General features: G+C 62.6%; 21 protein-coding genes. 12 read left to right on the top strand and 9 right to left on the bottom strand.

Going from position 1 to position 22,002, the window contains the following annotated elements; genetic code table 11:
* Nucleotides 1-21: 21 nt before the first annotated feature.
* The 6 genes from DNK50_RS14365 to DNK50_RS14340 all read left to right on the top strand — a co-directional run bounded on the left by DNK50_RS14365 (nt 22) and on the right by DNK50_RS14340 (nt 6,911).
* A complete protein-coding gene (locus DNK50_RS14365) occupies nt 22-537 on the top strand; it encodes a sigma-70 family RNA polymerase sigma factor (RefSeq protein WP_112194695.1) in 516 nt (171 codons plus the stop codon).
* Nucleotides 538-1,506 (top strand): FecR domain-containing protein, encoded by a 969-nt coding sequence (locus DNK50_RS14360; protein ID WP_112194693.1) that lies wholly within the window; start codon nt 538-540, stop codon nt 1,504-1,506.
* A gap of 101 nt (nt 1,507-1,607) precedes the next feature.
* Nucleotides 1,608-3,971, top strand: a complete 2,364-nt coding sequence (locus DNK50_RS14355; RefSeq protein ID WP_112194691.1) for a TonB-dependent receptor — start codon at nt 1,608-1,610, stop codon at nt 3,969-3,971.
* 20 nt (nt 3,972-3,991) lie between these two features.
* The gene (locus tag DNK50_RS14350) at nt 3,992-5,131 is read left to right on the top strand and encodes an ABC transporter substrate-binding protein (protein WP_112194689.1); all 1,140 of its coding nucleotides are present in this window, start codon (nt 3,992-3,994) and stop codon (nt 5,129-5,131) included.
* Nucleotides 5,128-6,162 carry an iron ABC transporter permease gene (locus DNK50_RS14345; protein ID WP_099584536.1) on the top strand — a complete coding sequence of 345 codons (1,035 nt, stop codon included), beginning with the start codon at nt 5,128-5,130 and terminating at the stop codon, nt 6,160-6,162. The genes DNK50_RS14350 and DNK50_RS14345 overlap by 4 nt, the downstream gene beginning before the upstream one ends.
* On the top strand, nt 6,156-6,911 hold the full coding sequence (locus DNK50_RS14340; RefSeq protein ID WP_112194687.1) for an ABC transporter ATP-binding protein: 756 nt from the start codon (nt 6,156-6,158) through the stop codon (nt 6,909-6,911). Before DNK50_RS14345 ends, DNK50_RS14340 begins: the two co-directional genes overlap by 7 nt.
* 48 nt (nt 6,912-6,959) lie before the next feature.
* Here the strand turns inward: DNK50_RS14340 and DNK50_RS14335 are convergent, their stop codons facing one another.
* Nucleotides 6,960-8,234: a glucarate dehydratase family protein gene (locus DNK50_RS14335; RefSeq protein ID WP_112194686.1), complete on the bottom strand. Its 1,275-nt coding sequence runs from the start codon at nt 8,232-8,234 to the stop codon at nt 6,960-6,962.
* Nucleotides 8,231-9,598 (bottom strand): MFS transporter, encoded by a 1,368-nt coding sequence (locus DNK50_RS14330; RefSeq protein WP_099584598.1) that lies wholly within the window; start codon nt 9,596-9,598, stop codon nt 8,231-8,233. The genes DNK50_RS14335 and DNK50_RS14330 overlap by 4 nt, the downstream gene beginning before the upstream one ends.
* A gap of 107 nt (nt 9,599-9,705) precedes the next feature.
* Here DNK50_RS14330 and DNK50_RS14325 point away from each other — a divergent pair, with 107 nt between their 5' ends.
* From DNK50_RS14325 to DNK50_RS14295, 6 genes are all read left to right on the top strand, one after another.
* The gene (locus DNK50_RS14325; RefSeq protein WP_099584533.1) at nt 9,706-10,605 is read left to right on the top strand and encodes a LysR family transcriptional regulator; all 900 of its coding nucleotides are present in this window, start codon (nt 9,706-9,708) and stop codon (nt 10,603-10,605) included.
* Nucleotides 10,606-11,300: 695 nt separating this feature from the next.
* On the top strand, nt 11,301-11,759 hold the full coding sequence (locus DNK50_RS14315; RefSeq protein WP_099584532.1) for a (2Fe-2S)-binding protein: 459 nt from the start codon (nt 11,301-11,303) through the stop codon (nt 11,757-11,759).
* Nucleotides 11,759-13,984, top strand: coding sequence for a molybdopterin cofactor-binding domain-containing protein (locus DNK50_RS14310; RefSeq protein ID WP_112194684.1), 2,226 nt, complete (start codon nt 11,759-11,761; stop codon nt 13,982-13,984). The genes DNK50_RS14315 and DNK50_RS14310 overlap by 1 nt, the downstream gene beginning before the upstream one ends.
* A gap of 16 nt (nt 13,985-14,000) precedes the next feature.
* Nucleotides 14,001-15,341 (top strand): cytochrome c, encoded by a 1,341-nt coding sequence (locus DNK50_RS14305; protein WP_112194682.1) that lies wholly within the window; start codon nt 14,001-14,003, stop codon nt 15,339-15,341.
* Between the two features lie 337 nt (nt 15,342-15,678).
* A complete protein-coding gene (locus DNK50_RS14300; RefSeq protein WP_112194680.1) occupies nt 15,679-15,960 on the top strand; it encodes a BrnT family toxin in 282 nt (93 codons plus the stop codon).
* A 3-nt stretch (nt 15,961-15,963) separates the two neighbouring features.
* Complete coding sequence (locus DNK50_RS14295) at nt 15,964-16,311, top strand: BrnA antitoxin family protein (RefSeq protein ID WP_112194678.1); 348 nt, start codon at nt 15,964-15,966, stop codon at nt 16,309-16,311.
* Nucleotides 16,312-16,351: 40 nt separating this feature from the next.
* On the opposite strand, the gene DNK50_RS14290 is transcribed toward DNK50_RS14295, so the two are convergent.
* The 7 genes from DNK50_RS14290 to DNK50_RS29160 form a co-directional block, all read right to left on the bottom strand.
* A complete protein-coding gene (locus tag DNK50_RS14290; protein ID WP_099584527.1) occupies nt 16,352-16,975 on the bottom strand; it encodes a hypothetical protein in 624 nt (207 codons plus the stop codon).
* Entirely contained in the window at nt 16,975-17,673 is a 699-nt protein-coding gene (locus DNK50_RS14285) for a hypothetical protein (RefSeq protein WP_112194676.1), read from the bottom strand. Before DNK50_RS14285 ends, DNK50_RS14290 begins: the two co-directional genes overlap by 1 nt.
* Entirely contained in the window at nt 17,673-18,434 is a 762-nt protein-coding gene (pstB, locus tag DNK50_RS14280) for a phosphate ABC transporter ATP-binding protein PstB (protein WP_217284518.1), read from the bottom strand. Before pstB ends, DNK50_RS14285 begins: the two co-directional genes overlap by 1 nt.
* Before the next feature lie 76 nt (nt 18,435-18,510).
* Nucleotides 18,511-19,422 carry a phosphate ABC transporter permease PstA gene (gene pstA, locus DNK50_RS14275; RefSeq protein ID WP_099584524.1) on the bottom strand — a complete coding sequence of 304 codons (912 nt, stop codon included), beginning with the start codon at nt 19,420-19,422 and terminating at the stop codon, nt 18,511-18,513.
* A complete protein-coding gene (pstC, locus tag DNK50_RS14270) occupies nt 19,422-20,387 on the bottom strand; it encodes a phosphate ABC transporter permease subunit PstC (RefSeq protein WP_099584523.1) in 966 nt (321 codons plus the stop codon). Before pstC ends, pstA begins: the two co-directional genes overlap by 1 nt.
* Before the next feature lie 74 nt (nt 20,388-20,461).
* Nucleotides 20,462-21,490, bottom strand: coding sequence for a phosphate ABC transporter substrate-binding protein PstS (gene pstS / locus DNK50_RS14265; RefSeq protein ID WP_099584522.1), 1,029 nt, complete (start codon nt 21,488-21,490; stop codon nt 20,462-20,464).
* 124 nt (nt 21,491-21,614) lie between these two features.
* The gene (locus DNK50_RS29160) at nt 21,615-21,902 is read right to left on the bottom strand and encodes a hypothetical protein (protein WP_371926573.1); all 288 of its coding nucleotides are present in this window, start codon (nt 21,900-21,902) and stop codon (nt 21,615-21,617) included.
* Nucleotides 21,903-22,002: the final 100 nt, after the last annotated feature.

Genomic DNA, 22,002 nt, shown 5'->3' with positions numbered 1-22,002 from the left:
TCAATTGCACGGTTGCGCGCCATGAGCGAAAGCCTTCCCGCCGATAACTACAATCACCTGCGCGCAATCGAAGCCCTGTACAGCGGGCATCACGGCTGGCTGTACGCCACGCTCAAACGCAAACTCGGCAACGCCATGGACGCGGCGGATCTGGCCCAGGACACCTTCACCCGCATCCTGGCCTCCCAGGTCACGGTCATCGACCAGCCACGGGCCTACCTGACCTGCGTGGCCAAGGGCATCCTGGTCAATTGGTACCAGCGCAAGGCCCTCGAACGCGCCTATCTGGAGGCGCTCGCCCTCGTACCGCAGCAGGAAGCGCCCTCGCCGCAAGCCCATTTCATGGTCATGGAGACCCTGCACGAAATCGACGCAATGCTCGACTCGCTGCCACCGCTGGTGAAGCGGGCGTTCCTGCTGTCACAACTCAACGGCCTCAAGTACGACACCATCGCCGAGCAACTGGGCGTTTCGCTGATTACCGTCAAGCGCTACATGAAGCAGGCGTTCGTGCAATGCCTGATGCTGGTGGAATGAATGCTCAGCCTGCGCAAAGAGCCACCGCTGCCCACGGAAGTCCTTGAAGAAGCCGCCGAATGGCTGATGCGCCTGAGCGAAAACAACCTCAGCGACAGCGAACGCGCCGAGTGGCAACGCTGGAAGGTCAGCACCCCCGAGCGTGATCGCGCCTGGGCGCGGGCGCAATTGCTGCAAAGCAAGTTCGGTGGCCTGCCGCCGTCCCTGGCGATGTCGGCATTGGATCGCCCAAGCCACCCGGAACGCCGCGCCGCCCTGGGCAAACTCGCGCTGTTGCTGGCGTTGATGCCGGTGGGCTGGGGCAGCTGGAAACTCGCGCAATCCCAGCAATGGACCGCCGACTACCGCACCCGCGTCGGCGAGCGCCGCGAGCTGACCCTGGCCGATGGCTCACACATCACCCTCAACACCGCTACCGCTATCGATGTGCGGTTCGACAGCCAGCAGCGCCGGGTGCACCTGCGCGAAGGTGAAATCCTGGTGCAGACGGCACAGGACGCGTCCCGCCCGTTTCTGGTCAGCACACGCCAAGGCCTTATGCAGGCGCTGGGCACGCGGTTTACCGTGCGCGAACTGAGCGCGCGCACGCACCTGGCCGTGCTCGAAGGGGCCGTCCAGGTCGTGCTGGCCGACAACCGCCAGACCGCGCCGATAATCGTCAACGCCGGGCAACGTACGGAGTTTTCCGCGCAACAGTTCGGTGCGCTCACCGCCACCGACCGCAATGTCGGCGCCTGGGCCCAAGGCATGCTGATGGCCGACAACATGCGCCTGGCGGACTTCGTCGCGGAACTGACGCGCTATCGCCACGGCTTCGTGCGCTACGACCCGGCGATTGCCGACCTGCGCATCTCCGGCGCGTTCCCCATCAGCGACACCCAGCGCACCTTGAACATGTTGGTGCAGACCTATCCGGTGCTCGCCAACGGTCATTTGAACGGGTATTGGGTCACCCTCTCGCCGGCCTGAGCAGCCGCGAAAAATAAAACGCGCGGCGGCTGATACTTTTTCCGATCTCGGCTGGCAAACACACAGACCCCTTTTACCTCCCGTCCATAGGGCCGCCCTCCATGCTTGTGATTCGCAGCGCGCTGCTCAGCCTGGCCCTGGCCAGCACCGCCCTCGCGGCCGTGCCAGCGCAGCTGGATACGGTGGCGGTGCGCGCCTACCACATTGCCCCGGGCCCACTTGGCGCCACGCTGTCGAGTTTTGCCGTGGACGCCGGCATTGCCCTGTCGTTCCTCCCGGCCCTCACCGAAGGCCTGACCAGCCCTGGCCTGTCTGGCACCTACTCTACCCAGCAAGCCGCTACACGGCTGTTGGCCGGGAGCGGCCTGGAAATGGCGCTGCGCAGCGATGGCAGCTACACCCTGGTGCTGCGCCGGATCACGCTGTCGGACACCACGGTCAGTGCCGCCGAACAACGCGCCAGCAGCCTGCCGCCCCTGTACTCCGGCGGCCAGGTGGCCACGGGCGGACGCCTGGGCATGCTGGGCAATACCGACGTGATGGATGCGCCGTTCAGCGTCAGCACCTACAGCGCAGCGCTGATCAAGGACCAACAGGCAACCACCGTGGGCGATGTGCTGGAGCGTGACTCCTCGGTGCGCTCCACCGGGCAGACCGGCGGGATTGTCGACTCGTTTTTTATCCGTGGTTTCCCGGTGGGCGAAGGCAATCTCGGCGAGCTGGCGTTCGACGGCGTCTACGGTGTGGCGTCCAACTACCGCGTCTTCACCGAATACGCCGAGCGTATCGAAGTGGTCAAGGGCCCCGGCGCGCTGCTGTACGGCATGTCGCCCAACAGTGCCGTGGGCGGCGTGATCAACGTGGTGCCCAAGCGCTCCCTGGACGAAGACCTGACCCGCTACACCGCCAGTTATGCCCAGGATGCCCAGTTCGGTAATCACTTGGATATCAGCCGACGCTTCGGTGAAGAGCGCCGCTTTGGTGTGCGCCTCAATGGCAGCGTGCAGCGCGGCGACACGGTGATCGACGAGCAATCGCGCGAAGTCGGCCTGGGCGCCCTGTCCCTGGACTATCAGGGCGAACGCCTGCGCACCAGCCTGGACCTGATCTCCCAGGAAGAAGCATTTGGCGCTGCGTCGCGGCCGTTCCTGATCGAACCCGGCGTGGCCATCCCCTCTGCCGCCAATGGCCGTACCAACGTGAGCCAGGATTGGGGCTGGTCAAGAACCCGCGATAAGTCCGCCTTGCTCAGCGCTGAATACGACCTCAACGACAACCTGAGCGTATTCGCCCACGCCGGTGGCGGTCAGTCGGCGGTCGCGCGCATGTCCGACCAGACACCGAAAATCGTCAATGCCGCCGGGGACACCTCATCAACCCCCGGCTACTACCGCTTCGAAGTGCAACGCTACACCGTCGACATAGGCGCACGCCTGCGCTTCGACACAGGCCCCATCAGCCACAACGGCACCGTGCAGACCAGCCGTTACCGCGATCAACTGTCACGCGGGATTATTTCCGGGCCACCGGTGCTGTCGAATATCTACCACCCGACCGACCGTCCCGAACCGTCGATCGCCAAGCCCGATGCGCCCAAAGTCTCTGCCAGCGAATTGTCCGGCGTGGCCATCGCCGACACCCTGTCGGTGCTCGATGAACGCGTCCAGGTCACCGTGGGCCTGCGCCAACAGCGCATCCAATCCAACAACTACAACAGCGCCGGTGCCGTGACGACGGCCTATGACGACGGCAAGACCACCCCGCTGTTCGGCGCGGTGCTCAAACCATGGGAGCATGTGGCGTTCTACTACAACTACCTCGAAGGCCTGAGCAAGGGTGACGTGGCACCGTCCAACGCGGCGAATGCCGGCGAAGTCTTTGCGCCCTACGTTTCAAAACAGCATGAGATCGGGGTCAAGCTCGACTACGGCACCTTCATGTCGACCCTCGCCCTGTTCCAGATCCAGAAGCCCAGCGGCGAACTGGCCTCGGGGACGTTCTCCGTGCAGGGTGAGCAGCGCAACCGTGGCCTGGAGCTGAGTGTGTTCGGTGAGGTCGCCCCAGGCACACGCCTGCTCGGTGGCGTGACCCTGCTGGATGCGCAGTTGATCAAGACCAGCGTCGCCGCCCACCAGGGCAATACCCCGGTGGGCGTGCCCGAGGTGCAAGCCAACCTCTGGGCCGAATGGGACACCCCGTGGCTCGAAGGCCTGACGCTGACCAGCGGCGCGATCTACACCGCCAGCCAGTACGTCAACCAGGCCAACACACAGCAGCTCGATCCCTGGACGCGCTTTGATATCGGCGCGCGCTACAGCACGCGCATCGCCGAGCGGCCGACCACGTTCCGCGCCACGGTGCAGAATCTGTTCGACCGCGAGTACTGGTCGGGGGTCGCCTCCTACGGCGCGTTTTCCCAAGGCTCGCCGCGCACCCTCCTCCTCTCGGCCACGGTCGATTTCTGACACCTGCAAGGGCTTAATTCATGGTTTCCATTGTTCGACGCTGCCAGGTTTTTGCGGCGCTGCTCTTTACCGGCATGCTGGGGTTGGCCAGCGCCACAATGGCGGCGCCGACCACCGTCACCGATCTGCTGGGACGCAAGGTCCAGGTAAACCTGCCGGTGCAGCGGGTGATTCTCGGCGAAGGCCGCCAGCTGTACCTGCTGGCCGCACTGGACACGCAAAACCCCATCGAACGCATCGTCGGCTGGCGCAAGGACCTGATCCAGTCCGACCCGGACACCTACAACGCCTACCTGCGTAAATTTCCCGGGATCGCCAACATTCCCACCTTCGGCGGCTTTGAGGACGGCACCTTCGACATTGAGCAAGCCATTTCACAGCGCCCCGATGTGATCATCCTCAATATCGAGGCGCAACATGCCACTGAAGATGCGCGCTATATCGAGAAGCTCGGCGCCCTGGGCATCCCGGTGGTGTACGTGGATTTTCGCAACCAGCCGATGACCAACACCGAACCGACCATGCGCCTGTTCGGCCAATTGTTCGGCAAGGAGCAGCGGGCCGAGGATTTTATTGCGTTTCGCAACCAGCAGATCCGCCGGGTCACCGACGTGATTGCGTCGCAACAACCGGCGCGGCCGACGGTGTTCATCGAGCGGATCGGCGGCTACACCGACGATTGCTGCCTGAGTTTCGGCAATGAAAACTTCGGTCTGTTCGTAGAGATGGCCGGCGGCAACAACATCGCCAAAGGCATCATCCCAAGCACCTTCGGCCAATTGAACCCCGAGCAGGTGATCGTGGCCAACCCCGACCAGGTGGTGGTCACCAGCGCCAACTGGGAGGCTTTCGCCCCAGGCGGGCATTGGGTCGGCGTAGGGCCCGGCGCGGACATGGCTCAGGCGCGACGCAAACTTTCGTGGTACACCCAACGCCCGGCGTATGCCGGCATCAAGGCCCAGCAAACCCAGGCCTTCCACGCCATCTGGCATCAGTTCTACAACAGCCCTTACCAGTTCGTGGCGATTCAGCAATTGGCCAAGTGGTTTCACCCGGACCTGTTCGCCGAACTGGACCCCGAGGCGTCGTTTCGTGAACTGCACGAACGTTTCTTGCCGGTGCCTTACGCACCCGGTTATGCCGTGAGCCTCAAGCCATGAGCGCCGTGACCTACCGCAGCCTGGTGCTGCGCAAACGCCTGATCCTCGCTGCGTTGTTCGTATTATTGCTGTGCAGCGTGCTGCTCGACCTGGCGTCGGGGCCGGCGCGCTATAGCCTCAGTGAAGTGATGGGCGCCCTGCTCTCACCCGACAGCGCGGCGCCGCAAGTGCGCGTGGTGATGTGGGATATCCGCCTGCCCGTCGCGTTGATGGCCGTCGCGGTGGGCGCGGCATTATCCCTGGCCGGGGCGCAGATGCAGACCATCCTCAACAACCCGCTGGCCAGCCCCTTCACCCTGGGCCTGTCCGCCGCCGCCAGTTTTGGCGCGGCCATGGGCCTGGCGTTCGGCGTGGCGCTGTTTCCGTTGGCGGCGCAGTACATGGTGCCGGTCAATGCGTTCATCATGGCGATGCTCTGCGCCTTGCTGATTCATTTCCTCAGCCTGCGCCGCGGGGTCAGCGCCGAGACCCTCGTGCTGCTGGGCATTGCGCTGGTGTTCACCTTCAACGCGCTGCTGGCGCTGGTGCAGTTTTTTGCCACCGAGCAAGCCGTGGCCGCCGTGGTGTTCTGGACCATGGGCAGCCTGACCAAAGCCACCTGGCCCAAGCTTGGAGTGATCTGCCTGATCATCCTGCTCACCGCGCCCGTGTTCGCCCGGCGCGCCTGGGCCATGACCGCCCTGCGCCTGGGCGATGACAAGGCCGCCAGCTTCGGCATTAACGTGCGCAGCCTGCGCTTTCAGACGCTGATCATGGTCAGCCTGCTCGCCGCGTTCCCGGTGGCGTTTGTCGGCACCATCGGCTTTATCGGCCTGGTGGGCCCGCACATCGCGCGGATGTTGATTGGTGAAGACCAGCGCTTTTTCCTGCCGGCCTCGCTGCTCACCGGCGCGTTGATTTTGTCGGCCAGTTCGGTGGTCAGTAAAACCCTGATTCCGGGCGCGATCTTTCCCATCGGCGTGGTGACTTCGCTGATCGGCGTACCGTTCTTCATTTCCCTGATCCTGAGCGGGAAGAAACATTCATGGTAACCCTGCAACTGGAACATCTGGGCGCCCGCTACGGCCAGCGCAACATCATCAGCGGCGTGACCACGGCCGCCTTTACCGGCGGCCAGGTGGTGGCGGTGGTCGGCCCCAACGCTGCGGGCAAATCCACGCTGTTCAAGCGCATCGCCGGGCTGGTCGACGGGCCGGGCCGGGTGATTTTGCAGGGCTCGCAACAAGGCGCCCAGGCCATCAGCTACATGCCCCAGGGCCTGAATGGCAGCGCCCGGTTGACGGTTTACGAATCGGTGCTGCTGGCGCGCAAACAACTGTCGCCAGGCTGGGTGGTACAAGACGCAGAACTGCACCTGGTCGACGAGATGCTCGACGCCCTCGGCATCACCGACCTGGCCTTTCGTAACCTGGGCGAACTCAGCGGCGGGCAACAACAGCTGGTGTCCATCGCCCAGACCCTGGTGCGCGAACCCGAGGTGCTGCTGATGGACGAACCCACCAGCGCCCTCGATATGCACCGCCAGGTGCAGGTGCTGAGCTTCATGCGCGCCCTGGCACGCCAGCGCGAGGTCATCGTGTTTATCGCCCTGCACGACCTCAACCAGGCCCTGCGCTTTGCCGACCAGGTGCTGGTGATTGCCGACGGCACTGCCCAAGGCAGCGGGCCGAGCCATGAAGTGATCAACGAAGGAATGCTGCGTGCGGTGTACAAGGTCGAGGCGCGCATCGAGCGTTGCAGCCGTGGTCAGCTGCATATTTTGATCGATGACATCGTGTGAATAAAAAAGCCCGGTGGCGCAGCACCGGGCAAAACGAAGCGACCCGCTTCAGTAACGTGGTTTGACGGTTTTCCAATCCGGTTGATAGCGCTGCATCTGTTTCACGTCGTCGCGCTGGCGAATGCCACACGTCAGGTACTGGTCATGCAGCTTGCCCAATTGGTCATGGTCCAATTCCAGGCCCAGGCCCGGCGCGCGGGTGATCGTTACGCAGCCGTCGACAATCGGCAGTTTGCCGCCCTTGATCACCTCTTCGTCCGGCTCTTGCCACGGGTAATGGGTGTCGCAGGCATAGTCGAGGTTGGGCACCGATGCGGCCACGTGGGCCATGGCCATCAAGCTGATGCCCAGGTGCGAGTTGGAATGCATCGACACGCCCAGGCCAAAGGTCTGGCACATTTTCGCCAGTGCCTGGGTGTCGCGCAGGCCGCCCCAATAGTGGTGGTCGGCGAGCACGATCTGCACGCTGTCGAGCGCCACGCTGCGACGAAATTCGTCGAAGTCGGTGACCACCATATTGGTCGCCAGGGGCAGGCCGGTGCGTTTGTGCAACGCGGCCATGCCGTCCAGGCCGGGGGTCGGGTCTTCGTAATATTGCAGGTCGTCGCCGAGCAGTTCGGCCATGCGAATCGAGGTTTCCAGGGACCAGTTGCCGTTCGGGTCAATGCGCAGCGGCACGCCGGGGAAGGCCTTTTTCAGGGCCTTGATGCAGGACACTTCATGTTCGGGTTGCAGTGCACCGGCCTTGAGTTTGATGCTTTTGAAGCCGTAGGTGTCGATCATGCGCCGCGCCTGGGCGACGATCTGTTGCTCATCAAGCGCTTCGCCCCAGCTGTCGGGTTTGTAGGGTGAATCGATGTGCCGCGCATATTTGAAAAACAGGTAGGCGCTGAACGGGATCTGATCGCGGATCGCACCGCCGAGCAGGTCCACCAACGGCACATTCAGCGAGTGCGCCTGCAGGTCGAGAAACGCCACCTCGAACGCCGAATACGCATTGCTCACCGCCTTGCTCGCATGGGAGCCCGGTGCCAGTTCGGCACCGGCCAGGCTCGCCGGTTTATGCGCGGCGACGGTGGCCTGCACAATGGCGCGCAATTGGTTGAGGTTGAACGGGTCAAGGCCGATCAGCTGTGACTGCACCTGCTGCTGGATCGCCAACGCCGGGGCATCGCCGTAGCTTTCCCCCAGGCCGATGTAGCCCGTGTCGCTCTCGATCTCGATGATCGAGCGCAGCGCGAAGGGTTCATGAATACCGCTGGCGTTGAGCAGTGGCGGGTCACGGAAGGCAATCGGGGTGACGGTAACGCGGACAATTTTCAAGAGGCGGCTCCCTGTGGACCGGAACGCAAGGCGTGAGGATGAGTGGAAGATTTGGACGCAGGCGGCACCGTGCCCCGAGGCGCGGTGCGGGCAAAAAACACCACCACCGCCGCCACCAGCGAAGTGGCCGCCAAGCCATACAGGCCGCCCTCGATGGAGCCGGTGGTCTGCTCCAGCAAACCGAAGGTGGTGGGCGCGACAAAGCCGCCCAGGTTGCCTACCGAATTGATCAAGGCAATCACCGCCGCGGCGATGCGTGCATCCAGGTAACCCTGGGGAATCGGCCAGAACAACGCCGAGGCGGCCTTGAAACCAATCGCCGCAAAACAGATGGCGACAAAGGCAAACACCGGCCCTCCGGTGGTGGACATGAACATGCCAAACGCGGCGATCACCAGCATCAGCGACACCCACGCCTGTTGGTACTTCCACTTGCTGGCCAGGGACGCAAAACCGTACATGGCGACGATGGAAATCAACCAGGGAATGGAGTTGAACAGCCCTACCTGAAAGTCCCCCAGGTTGCCCATTTTCTTGATCATGCTCGGCAGCCAGAACGTGGCGCCGTAGATGGTCAGGGCGATGGAGAAGTAGATGAAGCAGAACAGCGCAATCTGTTTGTCGGCGAGCAACTTGAACATCGACGGCCGCACGCTCTGGCTCGCCTCACGGGCCTGCTGCTCCAGCGCAATGGCGGCGACCAATACGTGCTTTTCTTCGTCGCTGAGCCACTTGGCCTGATGGGGATGGGATTGCAACCAGAACCACACGAACCCGCAGAGCACGATGGAGGCAAAGCCCTCGATCAGGAACATCCACTGCCAGCCATGCAGGCTCAGGCCACTGACATTGAGCAACGCCCCCGACACCGGCCCGGATATCACCGAGGCGATGGCCGAGCCACTGAGGAAAATCGCCATCGCCTTGCCGCGCTCGGCGGCCGGCAACCATTGGGTGAAGTAATAAATGATCCCCGGGAAAAACCCGGCTTCGGCGGCACCGAGGATAAAGCGCAGGATGTAGAAGCTGGTTTCGCCCTGCACAAACGCCATGGCCATCGCCGCCGCGCCCCAGGTGAACATGATGCGCGTCAACCAGGCCCGTGCGCCGTAGCGTTGCAGCAGCAGGTTGGACGGCACTTCGAAGATCGCGTAACCAATGAAAAACAACCCGGCGCCCAAGCCATAGGCGGCCGCGCCAATGCCCAGGTCAGTCTCCATGTGGCTGCGCACAAAGCCGATATTGACCCGGTCGATGTAATTGACGATGAACATCACCACGAACAGCGGCAGGACATGACGCTTGACCTTGGCGGCCGCGCGGGCAAGCACGCTCGGGTCTGGCGGATTCTGGAGGGTATCCACGGGCAACTCCCATTCATTGTTTTTTTAAGGGACGCAGGGATCATGGACGCCGGGGATTGTTCCCGTCTAATCTAACTTGGCATTCGATTGATACCGGGATTAGATCAATGTTCGAGCTGACGCAACTGCGCTGCTTCACCACCGTGGCCACCGAGCTGAATTTCCGTCGTGCTGCCGAGCGGCTGAACATGACCCAGCCGCCACTGAGCCGGCAGATCCAATTGCTGGAGCACCACCTGGGCGTGGAGCTTTTTACCCGCACCACCCGCAGCGTCGCTCTCACCGCAGCGGGCCGTGCGTTTTTCATCGAAGCGCAGAACCTGCTGGAGCTGGCCCAGCAAGCGGCCGTCACTGCGCGACGCTTTGCCGAGGGCGATATCGGCACGGTCACTATCAGCTTCGTCGGCAGCGCGGTGTATGAGTTCCTGCCCAAGGTGATCGCCGAAGCGCGGCTCAAGCAGCCCCACGTCAAGATCGACCTGGCCGAGATGAACACCTACCAGCAGTACGAAGCCCTGCGCGCCCGGCGCATCGACCTCGGCATCGTGCGTGCGCCCCTGCTGGAACCGGGCTACGCCACCGAATGCCTGGTGCGCGAGCCCTTCGTGCTGGCGGTGCCGAGCAGCCATCGGCTGGCCAAGGCGCAGACGGTCAGCGTGCACGACCTCGACGCCCAACCCTTCCTGATGTACGCCCACGCCGCCTACCCGCCGTTCAACGAACTGCTCACCGGCCTGCTGCGCTCGGCCCGCGTCGCGCCGGACTATGTGCAGTGGCTCGGCTCGTCCCTGACCATCCTCGCGCTGGTCAACGCCGGCATGGGCCTGGCCCTGGTGCCCCGTTGCGCCAGCAGCGTGGTGTTCAAGAACGTGGTGTTCCGCGACATCGACCTGGGCGAAGGCGCGCAGAGCGAACTGCACCTGATCTGGCGCGAAAACAACGACAACCCGGCGTTTGCGATGCTGCTGGAAGGGATTCGCAGTGCAGTGCGCGAGGGGTGGGCCTGAAGAGCGGCGAACATCGGCTGTTGTTGCTCTGGCTTTGGCTCTGGCTCTGGCTCTTGCTCTGGCTCTTGCTCTTGCTCTGGCTCTTGCTCTGGCTCTTGCTCTTGCTCTTGCTCTTGCTCTTGCTCTTGCTCTTGCTCTTGCTCTTGCTCTTGCTCTTGCTCTTGCTCTGGCTCTGGCTCTTGCTCTTGCTCTGGCTCTTGCTCTTGCTCTGGCTCTTGCTCTTGCTCTTGCTCTTGCTCTTGCTCTTGCTCTGGCTCTGGCTCTTGTGGTGAGCGGGCTTGCCCCGCGCTGGGCTGCGCAGCAGCCCCATCAAGAACACCGCATTTCTTCCGGTAAATCTCGGTGGCAGGTTTTGGGGCTGCTGCGCAGCCCAGCGCGGGGCAAGCCCGCTCACCACAGAAAGCCCGCTCACCACAGAAAGCCTGTTGACCATAGAAAGCCTGTTGACCACAGACAATCGGTTCACCACAGAAAGCCTGTCGACCACAGACAATCGGTTCACCACAGAAAAGCCGGCCTCCACCCCCCTCAGCCACCCAATCCTGTTGAATCCTTGCCTGATCCTCTGAACATCACGGCTATGGCATAGATCCGCCCCGCGCAGTGGTCTAGAGTTCGACGATGGGCGACTTGCAGTCGCACCACTCCTATAAGAAATCAGCACCACCAACCGATGATCAGCAGGTGAGCCAGCCATGGAATTACGTATCAACCAAAAGGCCTATCAGGTCGATGCCGAAGCCGACACGCCCCTGCTGTGGGTGATCCGCGACAATCTGGGCATGACCGGCACCAAATACGGCTGCGGCCTGGCCCAGTGCGGCGCCTGTTCGGTGCTGGTGGACGGCAATGTGGTGCGTTCGTGCGTCACCCCGGTGGCCGGGGTCGTTGGTCGCGAAATCACTACCATCGAGGCCATCGAAGCCGATGACGTGGGCAAGCGCGTGGTCAGCGCCTGGGTCGAGCACCAGGTCGCGCAATGCGGTTATTGCCAGTCCGGGCAAGTGATGGCCGCCACCGCGCTGCTCAAGCACACGCCCGCACCCACCAAGGAGCAGATCGACGCGGCGATGGTCAACCTGTGCCGGTGCGGCACCTACAACGCCATCCATGCCGCCATGGATCACTTGGCCACCGGGAAGGAGACTGCCTGATGAATACGCCAGCATTCATCCCGGGTGAGCCTGTCAACCTGTCGCGTCGGCGCTTCCTGGCGAGTACCGCCGTGGGTGCGTTGGTCATCGGTTTCGGCCTGCCACTCGGCTCGGGCCGGGTGCAGGCGGCCACCGGCACCGCAGCCGAACGCGGTACGCAGGTGCCGGCATTCCTGGAGATTCGCCCGGACGGCACTGTGCGTTTGCTCAGCCCCTTTATGGAAGGCGGTCAAGGCACCCACACCGCCATGGCGCAGATTGTCGGCGAAGAACTCGACGCCGACCCGGCTACGTTCATCGTCGAAGCCGCGCCACCCGGCGAAGCCTATGTGGTGATGGACAACGGCATGCGCATCACCGGCGGCAGCATGTCGGTGCGCATGAGCTACCCGACCATGCGCCGCCTCGGTGCCCTCGCCCGCGCCATGTTGTTGCAGGCCGGTGCCGAGCAACTCGGTGTGCCCGTGGGTGAGCTGACCACCCAACCCGGCCGCGTGATTCACGCTGCATCCGGCCGTTCCCTGGGCTACGGCGAGTTGGCCAGCCGCGCCCTGGACATGCCAGTGCCTGACGCCGCAAGCATCACCCTGCGCGATCCGAGCCAATTCCGCTGGATCGGTAAACCGGTCAAGCGTGTAGACGCCTACGACAAATCCACCGGCAAAGCGCTGTACAGCATCGACCTGAAAGTCGACGACATGCTCCACGCCGCCGTGCAGCACGCGCCGCGCCTGGGCATGACCGTGGGCAGCCTGCGCAACCAGGCGCAGGTCGAAGCCATGCCCGGCGTGCACTCGGTGCATCAACTGCCCGGCGCCGTGGCGGTCGTCGCCGAACGCTGGTGGCATGCCAAGCGTGCGGTGGAAGCCATCCAGGTCGACTGGCTGGAACCGACTGCCGACTCCAAAGTCCGCGCCATGCCCGCTGACTTTTCCAGCGATGGTTTTCGCGACTTCCTCGCGGCCCAGCAAGGCCCGGCCCGTGACGACGAAAACGAAGGCGATGTGGCCGGCGCACTGAAAAACGCCAAGACCCAGGTCGAGGCCACCTACCACAACCAGTACGTCAACCACGCCCAGTTGGAGCCGCCTTCAGCCCTGGCGCGTTTCAACCCCAACGGCACCCTGGACATCTGGCTGCCTAACCAGGCGCCGGACATGTTCCGTGCCGACATCGCCAAGCGCACCGGCCTGGCGCCCGAGCAGATCAACCTGCATTCGCCGCTGCTGGGCGGTTTTTTCGGTCGGCACTTCCTGTATGACTCGGCCAGCCCTTACCCGCAGGCCATTGCCCTGGCCAAGGCGGTGGGCCGTCCGGTCAAGCTGATCTGGAGCCGTGAAGAAGAGTTCCTGCGCGATGTGCTGCGCCCGGTTGCGGTGGTCAAGTTCCGCGCCGCGCTGGATGCCGACGGCCTGCCCGTCGCCATCGAAGCGGTCAGCGCCACCGAAGGCCCCAGCGAAGCCATCGCCGGCAAACAGGGCGAAAAACTCGACCCCACCGCCCTCGAAGGTTTGTCGGGCAAGAGCTACGCCATCCCCAACAAACGCATCGCGCAGATTTACGTCAAAGGCCCGGCCATGCTCGGCTACTGGCGCTCGGTGGGTAACTCGCTGAATGACTTCTTCTACGAAGCGTTCCTCGATGAACTGGCGGACCAGGGCAAGCGCGACCCCTATGAGTTGCGCCTGCATCTGCTGCGTGACAACCCCCGGCTGACCACCTTGCTCAAGGCGGTGGGCGAGTTGTCCGGCGGCTGGAAACGCGGCCCCTACACCGCCGAAGACGGCACACGACGGGCGCGTGGCGTGGCCATGGCCTCGCCGTTCGGCTCCCACGCTGCGGTGATTGCCGAGGTGTCGATTGAACACGGCCAGGTAAAAGTGCACCACATCTGGGAAGCCATCGACCCTGGCAGCATCGTCAACCCGGCGATTGTCCAGGCGCAGGTCAACGGCGCGGTGGCCCTGGGCCTGTCGCAAACCTTACTGGAGGAAGCGGTGTACGTGGACGGCAAGCCACGGGCGCGCAATTACGACCTTTACCCGATCCTGCCGCCGTCCCGCATGGCGCAGGTGCATGTAAAGATCATCGAGAGTGGTGAAAAGATGGGCGGCATCGGTGAGCCTCCGCTCCCCGCTGTGGCGCCGGCCGTGGTCAACGCGGTGGCGCAATTGACCGGCCAGCGCGTGCGCAGCCTGCCATTAAGCCGACACACCTTCAGCTAACCGAGCGAGACCGCCCATGAACAACCGTCGATTCGCAAGAACCGTAGGCTGGCTCGCGCTGCCCTGCGTCGTCGCCGCCGGCCTGCTGGCCTGGTATGTCAGCCGCCAACCCGCTACACCGTTTGAAGCGCCACAGGCAGCCAGTGCCGACCCGGCCCTGGTCAGTCGTGGCGAGTACGTCGCCCGCGTCAGCGACTGCGTGGCCTGCCACAGCCTGGCCGGCAAGGCACCGTTCGCCGGTGGCCTGGAAATGGCCACGCCGTTGGGAGCGATTCACGCCACCAACATCACCCCGGACCGCACCCACGGGATCGGCACTTACAGCCTGGCCGATTTTGATCGCGCAGTGCGTCACGGCGTGGCACCGGGCGGCCGCCGGCTCTATCCGGCCATGCCCTATCCGTCGTATGCCAAGCTCAGCGACGACGATATCCAGGCGCTGTACGCGTTTTTCATGAAAGGCGTGCAACCGGCCAACCAGCCGAATATCCCCAGCGATATTCCCTGGCCGCTGAACATGCGCTGGCCCATCGCCCTGTGGAACGGCGTGTTTGCACCGACCGCCACCTACGCCGCCAACCCCAACCAGGACGCGCTGTGGAATCGCGGCGCCTATATCGTCCAAGGCCCAGGCCACTGCGGCAGTTGCCACACACCGCGCGGCCTGGCTTTTAACGAAAAGGCTTTGGATGAATCCGGCAAGCCGTTCCTCGCCGGCGCCCTGCTCGATGGCTGGTACGCACCCAGCCTGCGCCAGGACCCCAACAGCGGTTTGGGTCGCTGGAGCGAGCCGCAGATCGTGCAGTTCCTCAAGACCGGCCGCAACCAGCACGCGGTGGTCTATGGCTCGATGACCGAAGCGTTCAACAACTCCACGCAGTTCATGGCCGACGACGACCTGGCCGCCATCGCCCGTTACCTCAAGTCGCTGCCCGGCGACCCGCAGCGCGACGGCACGCCTTGGCAGTACGTAACCGCCGCCGTGCGCCAGGACGTCCCCGGCGCCCACACCTACTCCACCCGCTGCGCCTCGTGCCATGGCGCAGACGGCAAAGGCCAGCCCGAGTGGATGCCACCTCTCGCGGGCGCCACTTCGGCCTTGGTCAAGGAGACGGCGTCAGCGATCAACATCACCCTCAATGGCGCACAACGCGTGGTCGCCGCTGGCGTGCCGGATGCCTACCGCATGCCGGCGTTTCGCGAGCAATTGTCCGACCAGGAAATCGCCGAGGTGCTGACGTTTGTGCGCAGTACTTGGGGTAACCAGGGCGGCGCGGTGGACGCCAAGGCGGTGGGCAAACTACGCGGGCATACAGACCCGGCAAGCAGCAGCCCGATTATTTTGCATATGCGTTGAAGGTCGCTCTTGCGACCCTTTCCACGGCGTGGTCATTAACCTGAGCACGCCGCGGAATAAAGGGCAATGTGCACAAACTTGGTATTGACCCGGCCCCGTGCACGCTGACCTATCTGACTACTCGCCGGCTCAAGTTCGCCTATTCTGACAATCAAAACAGAATCCTTCTACGTAACGGATTGGCCATTACGCGCGCAAATATGTTGGCAATTTCAGCAAGATCGAGACCCAACTGACCGAGCGGAACATGGCAAATTCACACTACCGCTATATAGCTGGCCATCTTCCTGACTGACGGTTTCTTCAACTGCTTTTTAATACATATAAAGTATGCATAATGAAGAGATTCAGGATTCAATACGACGAGGCAAAAAACATCGCAAATCAGCAAAAGCACAAGGGCATAACCCTGGCCGACGCAGAACCGGTGTTCAACGATGAGATGGCCCTGACCATACAAGACCCCGATCACGATGAAGAGCGCTGGGTGACCATGGGCAGCGACGCGAGGGGACGAATTCTGGTAGTGACGTACACTTATCGCGATCCAAATTTCGTACGCGTTATCAGCGCCAGGCTCGCATCAAGAAATGAACGGCGTCGTTATCTGGAGGCTTGAACAATGAAAGACGAATACGATTTCACCCACGGCAAACGTGGTGCTGTCGCCAGCAACAAGGGCAAGACCCGCATCACCATCATGCTTGACGACGCGGTAATCGAAGCCGCCCGTGAACGCGCCGAAAGCGCCGGTACGGGCTATCAGACCGTGATCAACAATCTGTTGCGTCAGGCGTTGATTTCGCAACAAGCACACAATCTGGCTCCCGCCCCCAGGAAGCGGGCTAAAACCCTGCACGTTATCAACAATGGCATCAGCCTCTCTGAGGTTGAAGCGCTTGAACAGCAGCTCATCGCTGTCGCTGGCGAGCTGAATCGAGTGCTGGGAACATCCAGATCGGTCGATTGACCAAGGCTTATACCGAGGTCGACCAGGGCATACCTGGCGGTCAAAGCGCCTCAGGCAGAAAAAGCCCGCGGGCGCTCTGCGGGGTTGGTGTGTGCCGGTGCGGTTGCTGACGGGCTAGCTGTGCCTGAAGCTGTGCGACGGCATCCAATACCCGCTGCGCCCACTGCTCATCCTGGGGGTCCACCACGACTACGCGAAAACCGTGGTCCTGGCCTTCACTGTGCACGCCTTCGGAGTCATCCACATGCAGGTCGATGTCGAAGGCCGGTGGGAATTTCGACGGTGCGTTCGACAGCCCGTGCGCCGTCAGCGCCTGGTTGTGCAGCACGCTGTTGACCACGCCGTCGACGCGGATGCCGTACAGCATCAGCCAGCGCCGGATATAGGACGGCGTACGCCCGGACGAGGTGTAGACCCAGACGCTGCAACCCTGGCGGCGCAGTTCGCGGGTCAGGGAGCGTGTGCCGATGCGCAGCGGCTCACCCAGCCAGCGGTGCACGCAGGCTGGCAGCCGGCTCGGCTCGACGTCGCAGTGGTGGAGCTGGCAGGCCAGGGTGTCGTCTATGTCGAATGAAATACGGATGCGCGGGCGCTTGAGCAACTGCGTCGGGAGGAGGCGCTGCATGGCCTGCCCTGCCCTGGCGAACAGGCGAGAACCGCTCATCAATGGCCCCCTTGATAGGCGGGCAAGGGCGTGTCCTGGAGAAAAAACCTCATTGGATCCGGTGCCTGTTCTTCCAGGAAGGCGGCGTATTTTTTCTTGATCTTGGGCAATTCGTACAACGCCTTGACTCCATGTTTGGCTGAGTTGCGGATGACCGACGACGGGTTGAAGTAACCCTCGGCGTTCTCCAGCGACAGCACGAACGGCGGCAAACCCGCACGCATCAGCAGATAGCTGACGATCAGCGAGCCGCTGCGGTGGTTGCCTTCAATAAACAACTGCGGCTTGCTGAGGATGCGCACATACACCCCGGCTGCGCGCTTCCACACCGATTCACTGCGATACGCGCAGTACCAGTTGTACAAGTCCTTGATGCCGCCCTCGACGTTGTTGAAGAAGTGTTCTTCGGTCGCCGCCAGGTGCTGGGCGTATTCCAGGCGACGGCTCGGGTCGCTGCCACAGAGTACGGTGGCGTTGATCTCCAGCATCAGGTTCAGTTGCTGAAGGTCAAACAGGTCGACGCCCCGCGCCACATAATCGTCAATCAGCGCATAGCCTTCAAGCACGTTGTGCAGCACTTCGTCCGTCAGTGGGTCGCGTGGCTCGGTGAAGTCCTGGCTGAGCGCGGCAAAGCGCTGCTGCACCTCACGCAGTGCGCGTTCAATCGCAGGCAGATCAAGGCGTCGCGTTGCAGGCATCAGCTGAACTTACCCGTGATGTAGTCCCCGGTCATTTGCTCGCGCGGGTTCTCGAAAATCTGCGCCGTTGGGCCCATCTCAACCAGATAGCCGGTGCGCGTGCCCTGGGAAATATCCACCGAGAAAAACGCCGTGGTGTCGGCCACACGGATGGCCTGCTGCATGTTGTGGGTCACCAGGGCGATGGTGTAGTCCTTTTTCAGCTCGACCATCAACTCTTCGACCCGGCGCGTGGCAATCGGGTCAAGCGCCGAGCACGGTTCGTCGAGCAACAGCACTTCCGGCTCGGTGGCGATGGCGCGGGCAATGCACAAGCGCTGCTGCTGGCCACCGGACAGCGACAGGCCGCTGACCTTGAGCTTGTCCTTGACCTCATCCCACAGCGCGGCGCCTTGCAGGGCGTGCTTGACGCGGTCGCCCAGGTCGCCTTTGTAGCGGTTCAGGCGCAGGCCAAAGGCCACGTTATCGAAGATGCTCATGGAGAACGGGTTCGGCTGCTGGAACACCATGCCGATATAGCGGCGCACCACCACCGGGTCCACGCCCTTGCCGTAGACGTCCTGCCCGAGGAAGTGCACATGGCCCTCGAAGCGGAAGCCTTTGACCAGGTCGTTCATACGGTTGAGGCTGCGCAGCACGGTACTTTTACCGCAGCCGGACGGCCCGATGAAGCCGGTGATCTTGTTCTTTTCGATCGGCACATGGCTGTCACGCACAGCCATGAAGTTGCCGTAGAAGATCTTGTCCAGCTTGCAGTCCATGACCACAGGCGCCTGGGTGACAAACGGAGCGGCTATTTGCGCAGTTGATACGTTCAAGATTCAGGTGCTCCCGTTTTCAATACTTTGGCTTGCCGAAAATACGGCTCACGATGTTCACGACCAGCACGATCATTACCAGTACCAGCGACGCCGCCCAGGCGAGTTCAAGCTGGTTGTCGAAGGGCATGCCGGAGAAGTTGTAGATCAGCACGGCCAGCGAAGCCGTCGGGTTCATCACCGCCAGGCTGCCGTCGTGGTAGATCCAGTAGTTGCTGAACAGCGCGGTAAACAACAGCGGCGCGGTTTCGCCTGCGGCGCGGGCCACGGCGAGCATCACGCCGGTGAGGATGGCCGGCAGGCCGGTGGGCAAGACGATTTTCCAGATCACCTGGGAGCGGGTGCAGCCCATGCCGTAGGCGGCGTCCTTCATGATCTTGGGCACCATGCGCATCGACTCTTCAGCGGTCAGCACCACGATGGGCAGCATCAGCACCGCCAGCGCTACACCACCGGCCGGGGCCGAGTAGGTGCCGGTGGTCATCACCACCAGGGCGTAGGCAAACACACCGGCCAGGATCGAAGGCAGGCCGGTGAGCATCTTCGCGGCAAAGCGCGCGGCGTTCGCCAGTTTGCTCTCCGGGCCCAGTTCGGCGAGGAAGATCGCCGCCATGATGCCGACCGGCACCGCAATGGCTGCCGCGATGCCAACCATCACGAAGGTACCCGCCATGGCGTTGCCGAAACCGCCGCCGGTCTCGAAACCGGTGGGCGGCAGTTCGGTGAATACTTCAAGGCTCAGGCGCGCCCCGCCGCGCATGATCAGCATGTAGAGCACGGAAATCAGCGGCACGCTGGCCAGCAGCGCGCCGGTCCACACCAGGGTCGTCAACACCAGGCTGCGCAGGGCACGGCCTTCGAACCGGCGTTGCAGGCTGGGCAGCGCACCGGCGGGAGACGTCAGGTCGGTTGCAGCAGAAAGATCAGTCATCACTTATTACCCCGTTGGGCGTACATCATGATCATGGAGCCGAAGATGTTGACGATCAGCGTAATCAACATCAGCACCAGTGCGGCGTACATCAGCACCTCGATCTCGTTCGGCCCGGCTTCGGGGAAGTTCAGCGCCAGCAACGCCGCCAGGGTGTTGGCCGGCGCGAACAGCGAAAGCGAGATGTTGTTGGCGTTGCCCACCAGCATGGCCAGCGCCATGGTTTCACCGAGGGCGCGGCCCAGGCCCAACACCAGGGAACCGAAGATGCCGGTAGCGGCGGACGGCACCATCACCTTGAGAATCGCTTCCCAGTGGGTGGTGCCCATGCCGTAGGCGGCCTGCTTGGTTTTCATGGGGACGGCGGTGAGGGCGTCCTGGGACACGGCCGCGATGGTCGGCAGAATCATGATCGCCAGCACCAGCGCGGCTGGGAGCAGCCCCGGCCCGCTCAACGAGGTGCCGAAAAAAGGGATCCAGCCCAGTTCGCTGTTCAACCATGCGGTCAGCGGCCGAATCGCCGGGATGACCACGTAAATGCCCCACAGGCCGTAAACGACGCTGGGGATGGCCGCGAGCAGTTCGACGATGGTACGAAACACCGCCGCCAGCTTCGCCGGCAAGAAATCCTGAGTGAGAAAAATCGCCATGCTGACGCCAAAAACACCGGCGATCAGTAACGCGATAAAGGCACTGTAGAGCGTGCCCCAGATGGCCGGCAGAATGCCGTACTTGCCTTGATTGACATCCCAGACGCTGCCGAACAGCACGTCAAAGCCGTGCTTCTCCATGCCTGGGAGGGCCTTGCGCCCCACTTCAAACACCAGCGCAAACACCAGCGCCAGCACCAGCACCACGCCTATCCGCGCAAGCGCACGGAAGGTGCGATCAACCAGGAAATCCTTCGTCGAAGGTGGCTGGCAGGCAGAGTCCGGGTTACCCGGTACGACAAACGGTGTGTTCATTGGCTGATTCCGGAACAAGGGGGTAACTCTCCCGGCGGGGCTCACAGCGCCCGCCAAGAGAGGCCACACGAGCGTTACTGAATGTTGGCGGACGCTTTGCGAACCTGATCAACCACCGATTGCGGCAGCGGGATATAGCCCATCGAGTCGGCGATTTTCTGCCCTTCGGTCAGGCTGTATTCGACCATGTCACGCATGGCTTTGGCCTTGGCCGGGTTGCCGTTGTCCTTGCGGAAGATCATCCAGGTGTAGGACGTGATCGGGTAGGACTTGGCACCGTCCGGATCCGGCAGCCAGGCCACCAGGCTTTCCGGCATCTTCACTGCGGCCAGCGCTTCGGCACCGCTTTCGGCGTTAGGGACCACGTACTTGCCGGCCTTGTTCTGCAGCTGGGCAAAGTTAACCTTGGCCAGTTTGGCGAAGCCGTATTCGATGTAGCCAATCGCGCCCGGAGTCTGGCGTACGGTGGCGGTCACACCGTCGTTCTTCGGCGATTTGATGAATTTGTCGCTGGCGGGCCAGTTAACGGTGTTGCCTTCACCCAGGTCCTTCTGGAACTGCGGATTGATGGCCGCCAAGTGCTTGGTGAATACCGCAGTGGTGCCGCTGGAGTCTGCACGCACGACCACGGTGATCGGCATATCCGGCATCTTCAGGTCAGGGTTGGCGGCGACGATCTGCGGATCGTTCCACTTGGTGATCTTGCCCAGGAAGATGTTGGAGTACACATCGCGGGGCAACTTCAGCTCTTTGGGATTGCCTGGCAGGTTGAACGCCAGCACGATCTCGCCCGCGGTCATCGGCAGAAGCTGCACGCCTTCGGCGACCTTGGCGATGTCTTCATCTTTCATGGCCGAGTCACTGGCGGCGAAGTCCACGGTTTTGTTCAGGAAGTCCTGGACACCCGCCCCGCTCCCCTTGGATTGGTAGTCAACCGTGACACCAGCGGTCTTCTTGCTGAAATCCTTGAACCAGGTGAGGTAGATCGGCGCAGGGAAGCTGGCGCCAGAACCTGTCAGACGGACGTTTTCGGCAGCAAATACCGAGGTGGCACTGAGAGAAACCGCAACGGCGAGTGCAGCAGACTTCATCAGACGTTTCATTCAGGGAAATCCTTGTGATTACGGGCTCCCGGAACTTTGCAGCAGCATTGTTACGCTTTTATGAAAATTGAATGGCAAACCGCTATTTCGTCCCTCATTTCCGCCACAGCCAACTATTTAGCGGTCAGTGGCGCCGATAACTTTTCTGTCCGGAGGGCGTGAGGCAGAACACCCCGCCCCGTGGCCCGGTGCAGTACGTACCGCTACCGCAGCTGCAGCTCTCTGAACGACCTTGCAGCGGTTGCACAGCGGGGCGTGCCAAGCGGTTGCCGGTATAGGCGGTGCAACTTCTTTTCGAGGCGCTGATGGAACCGTCGTTGCAGAGGAAGACATCGCCATCACACCCGGCAATGCCCCCCTTACGACCGGAGCAAGGGGTATTGGCCGCCAGGGCGGACAGGCTAGACAGCATCAACACGAGGCCCAGGACAAGTACGCGGATATGGCCAGGAAGCATAAGGAATACTCGAGATAAGTGGCCCAATGCTATCAATCTTTATACGTAACTGCTG

The organism is Pseudomonas sp. LG1E9, from assembly GCF_003290225.1.
Taxonomy (GTDB): domain Bacteria; phylum Pseudomonadota; class Gammaproteobacteria; order Pseudomonadales; family Pseudomonadaceae; genus Aquipseudomonas; species Aquipseudomonas cyclaminis.
This window is presented reverse-complemented; position numbering and strand designations above follow the sequence as displayed.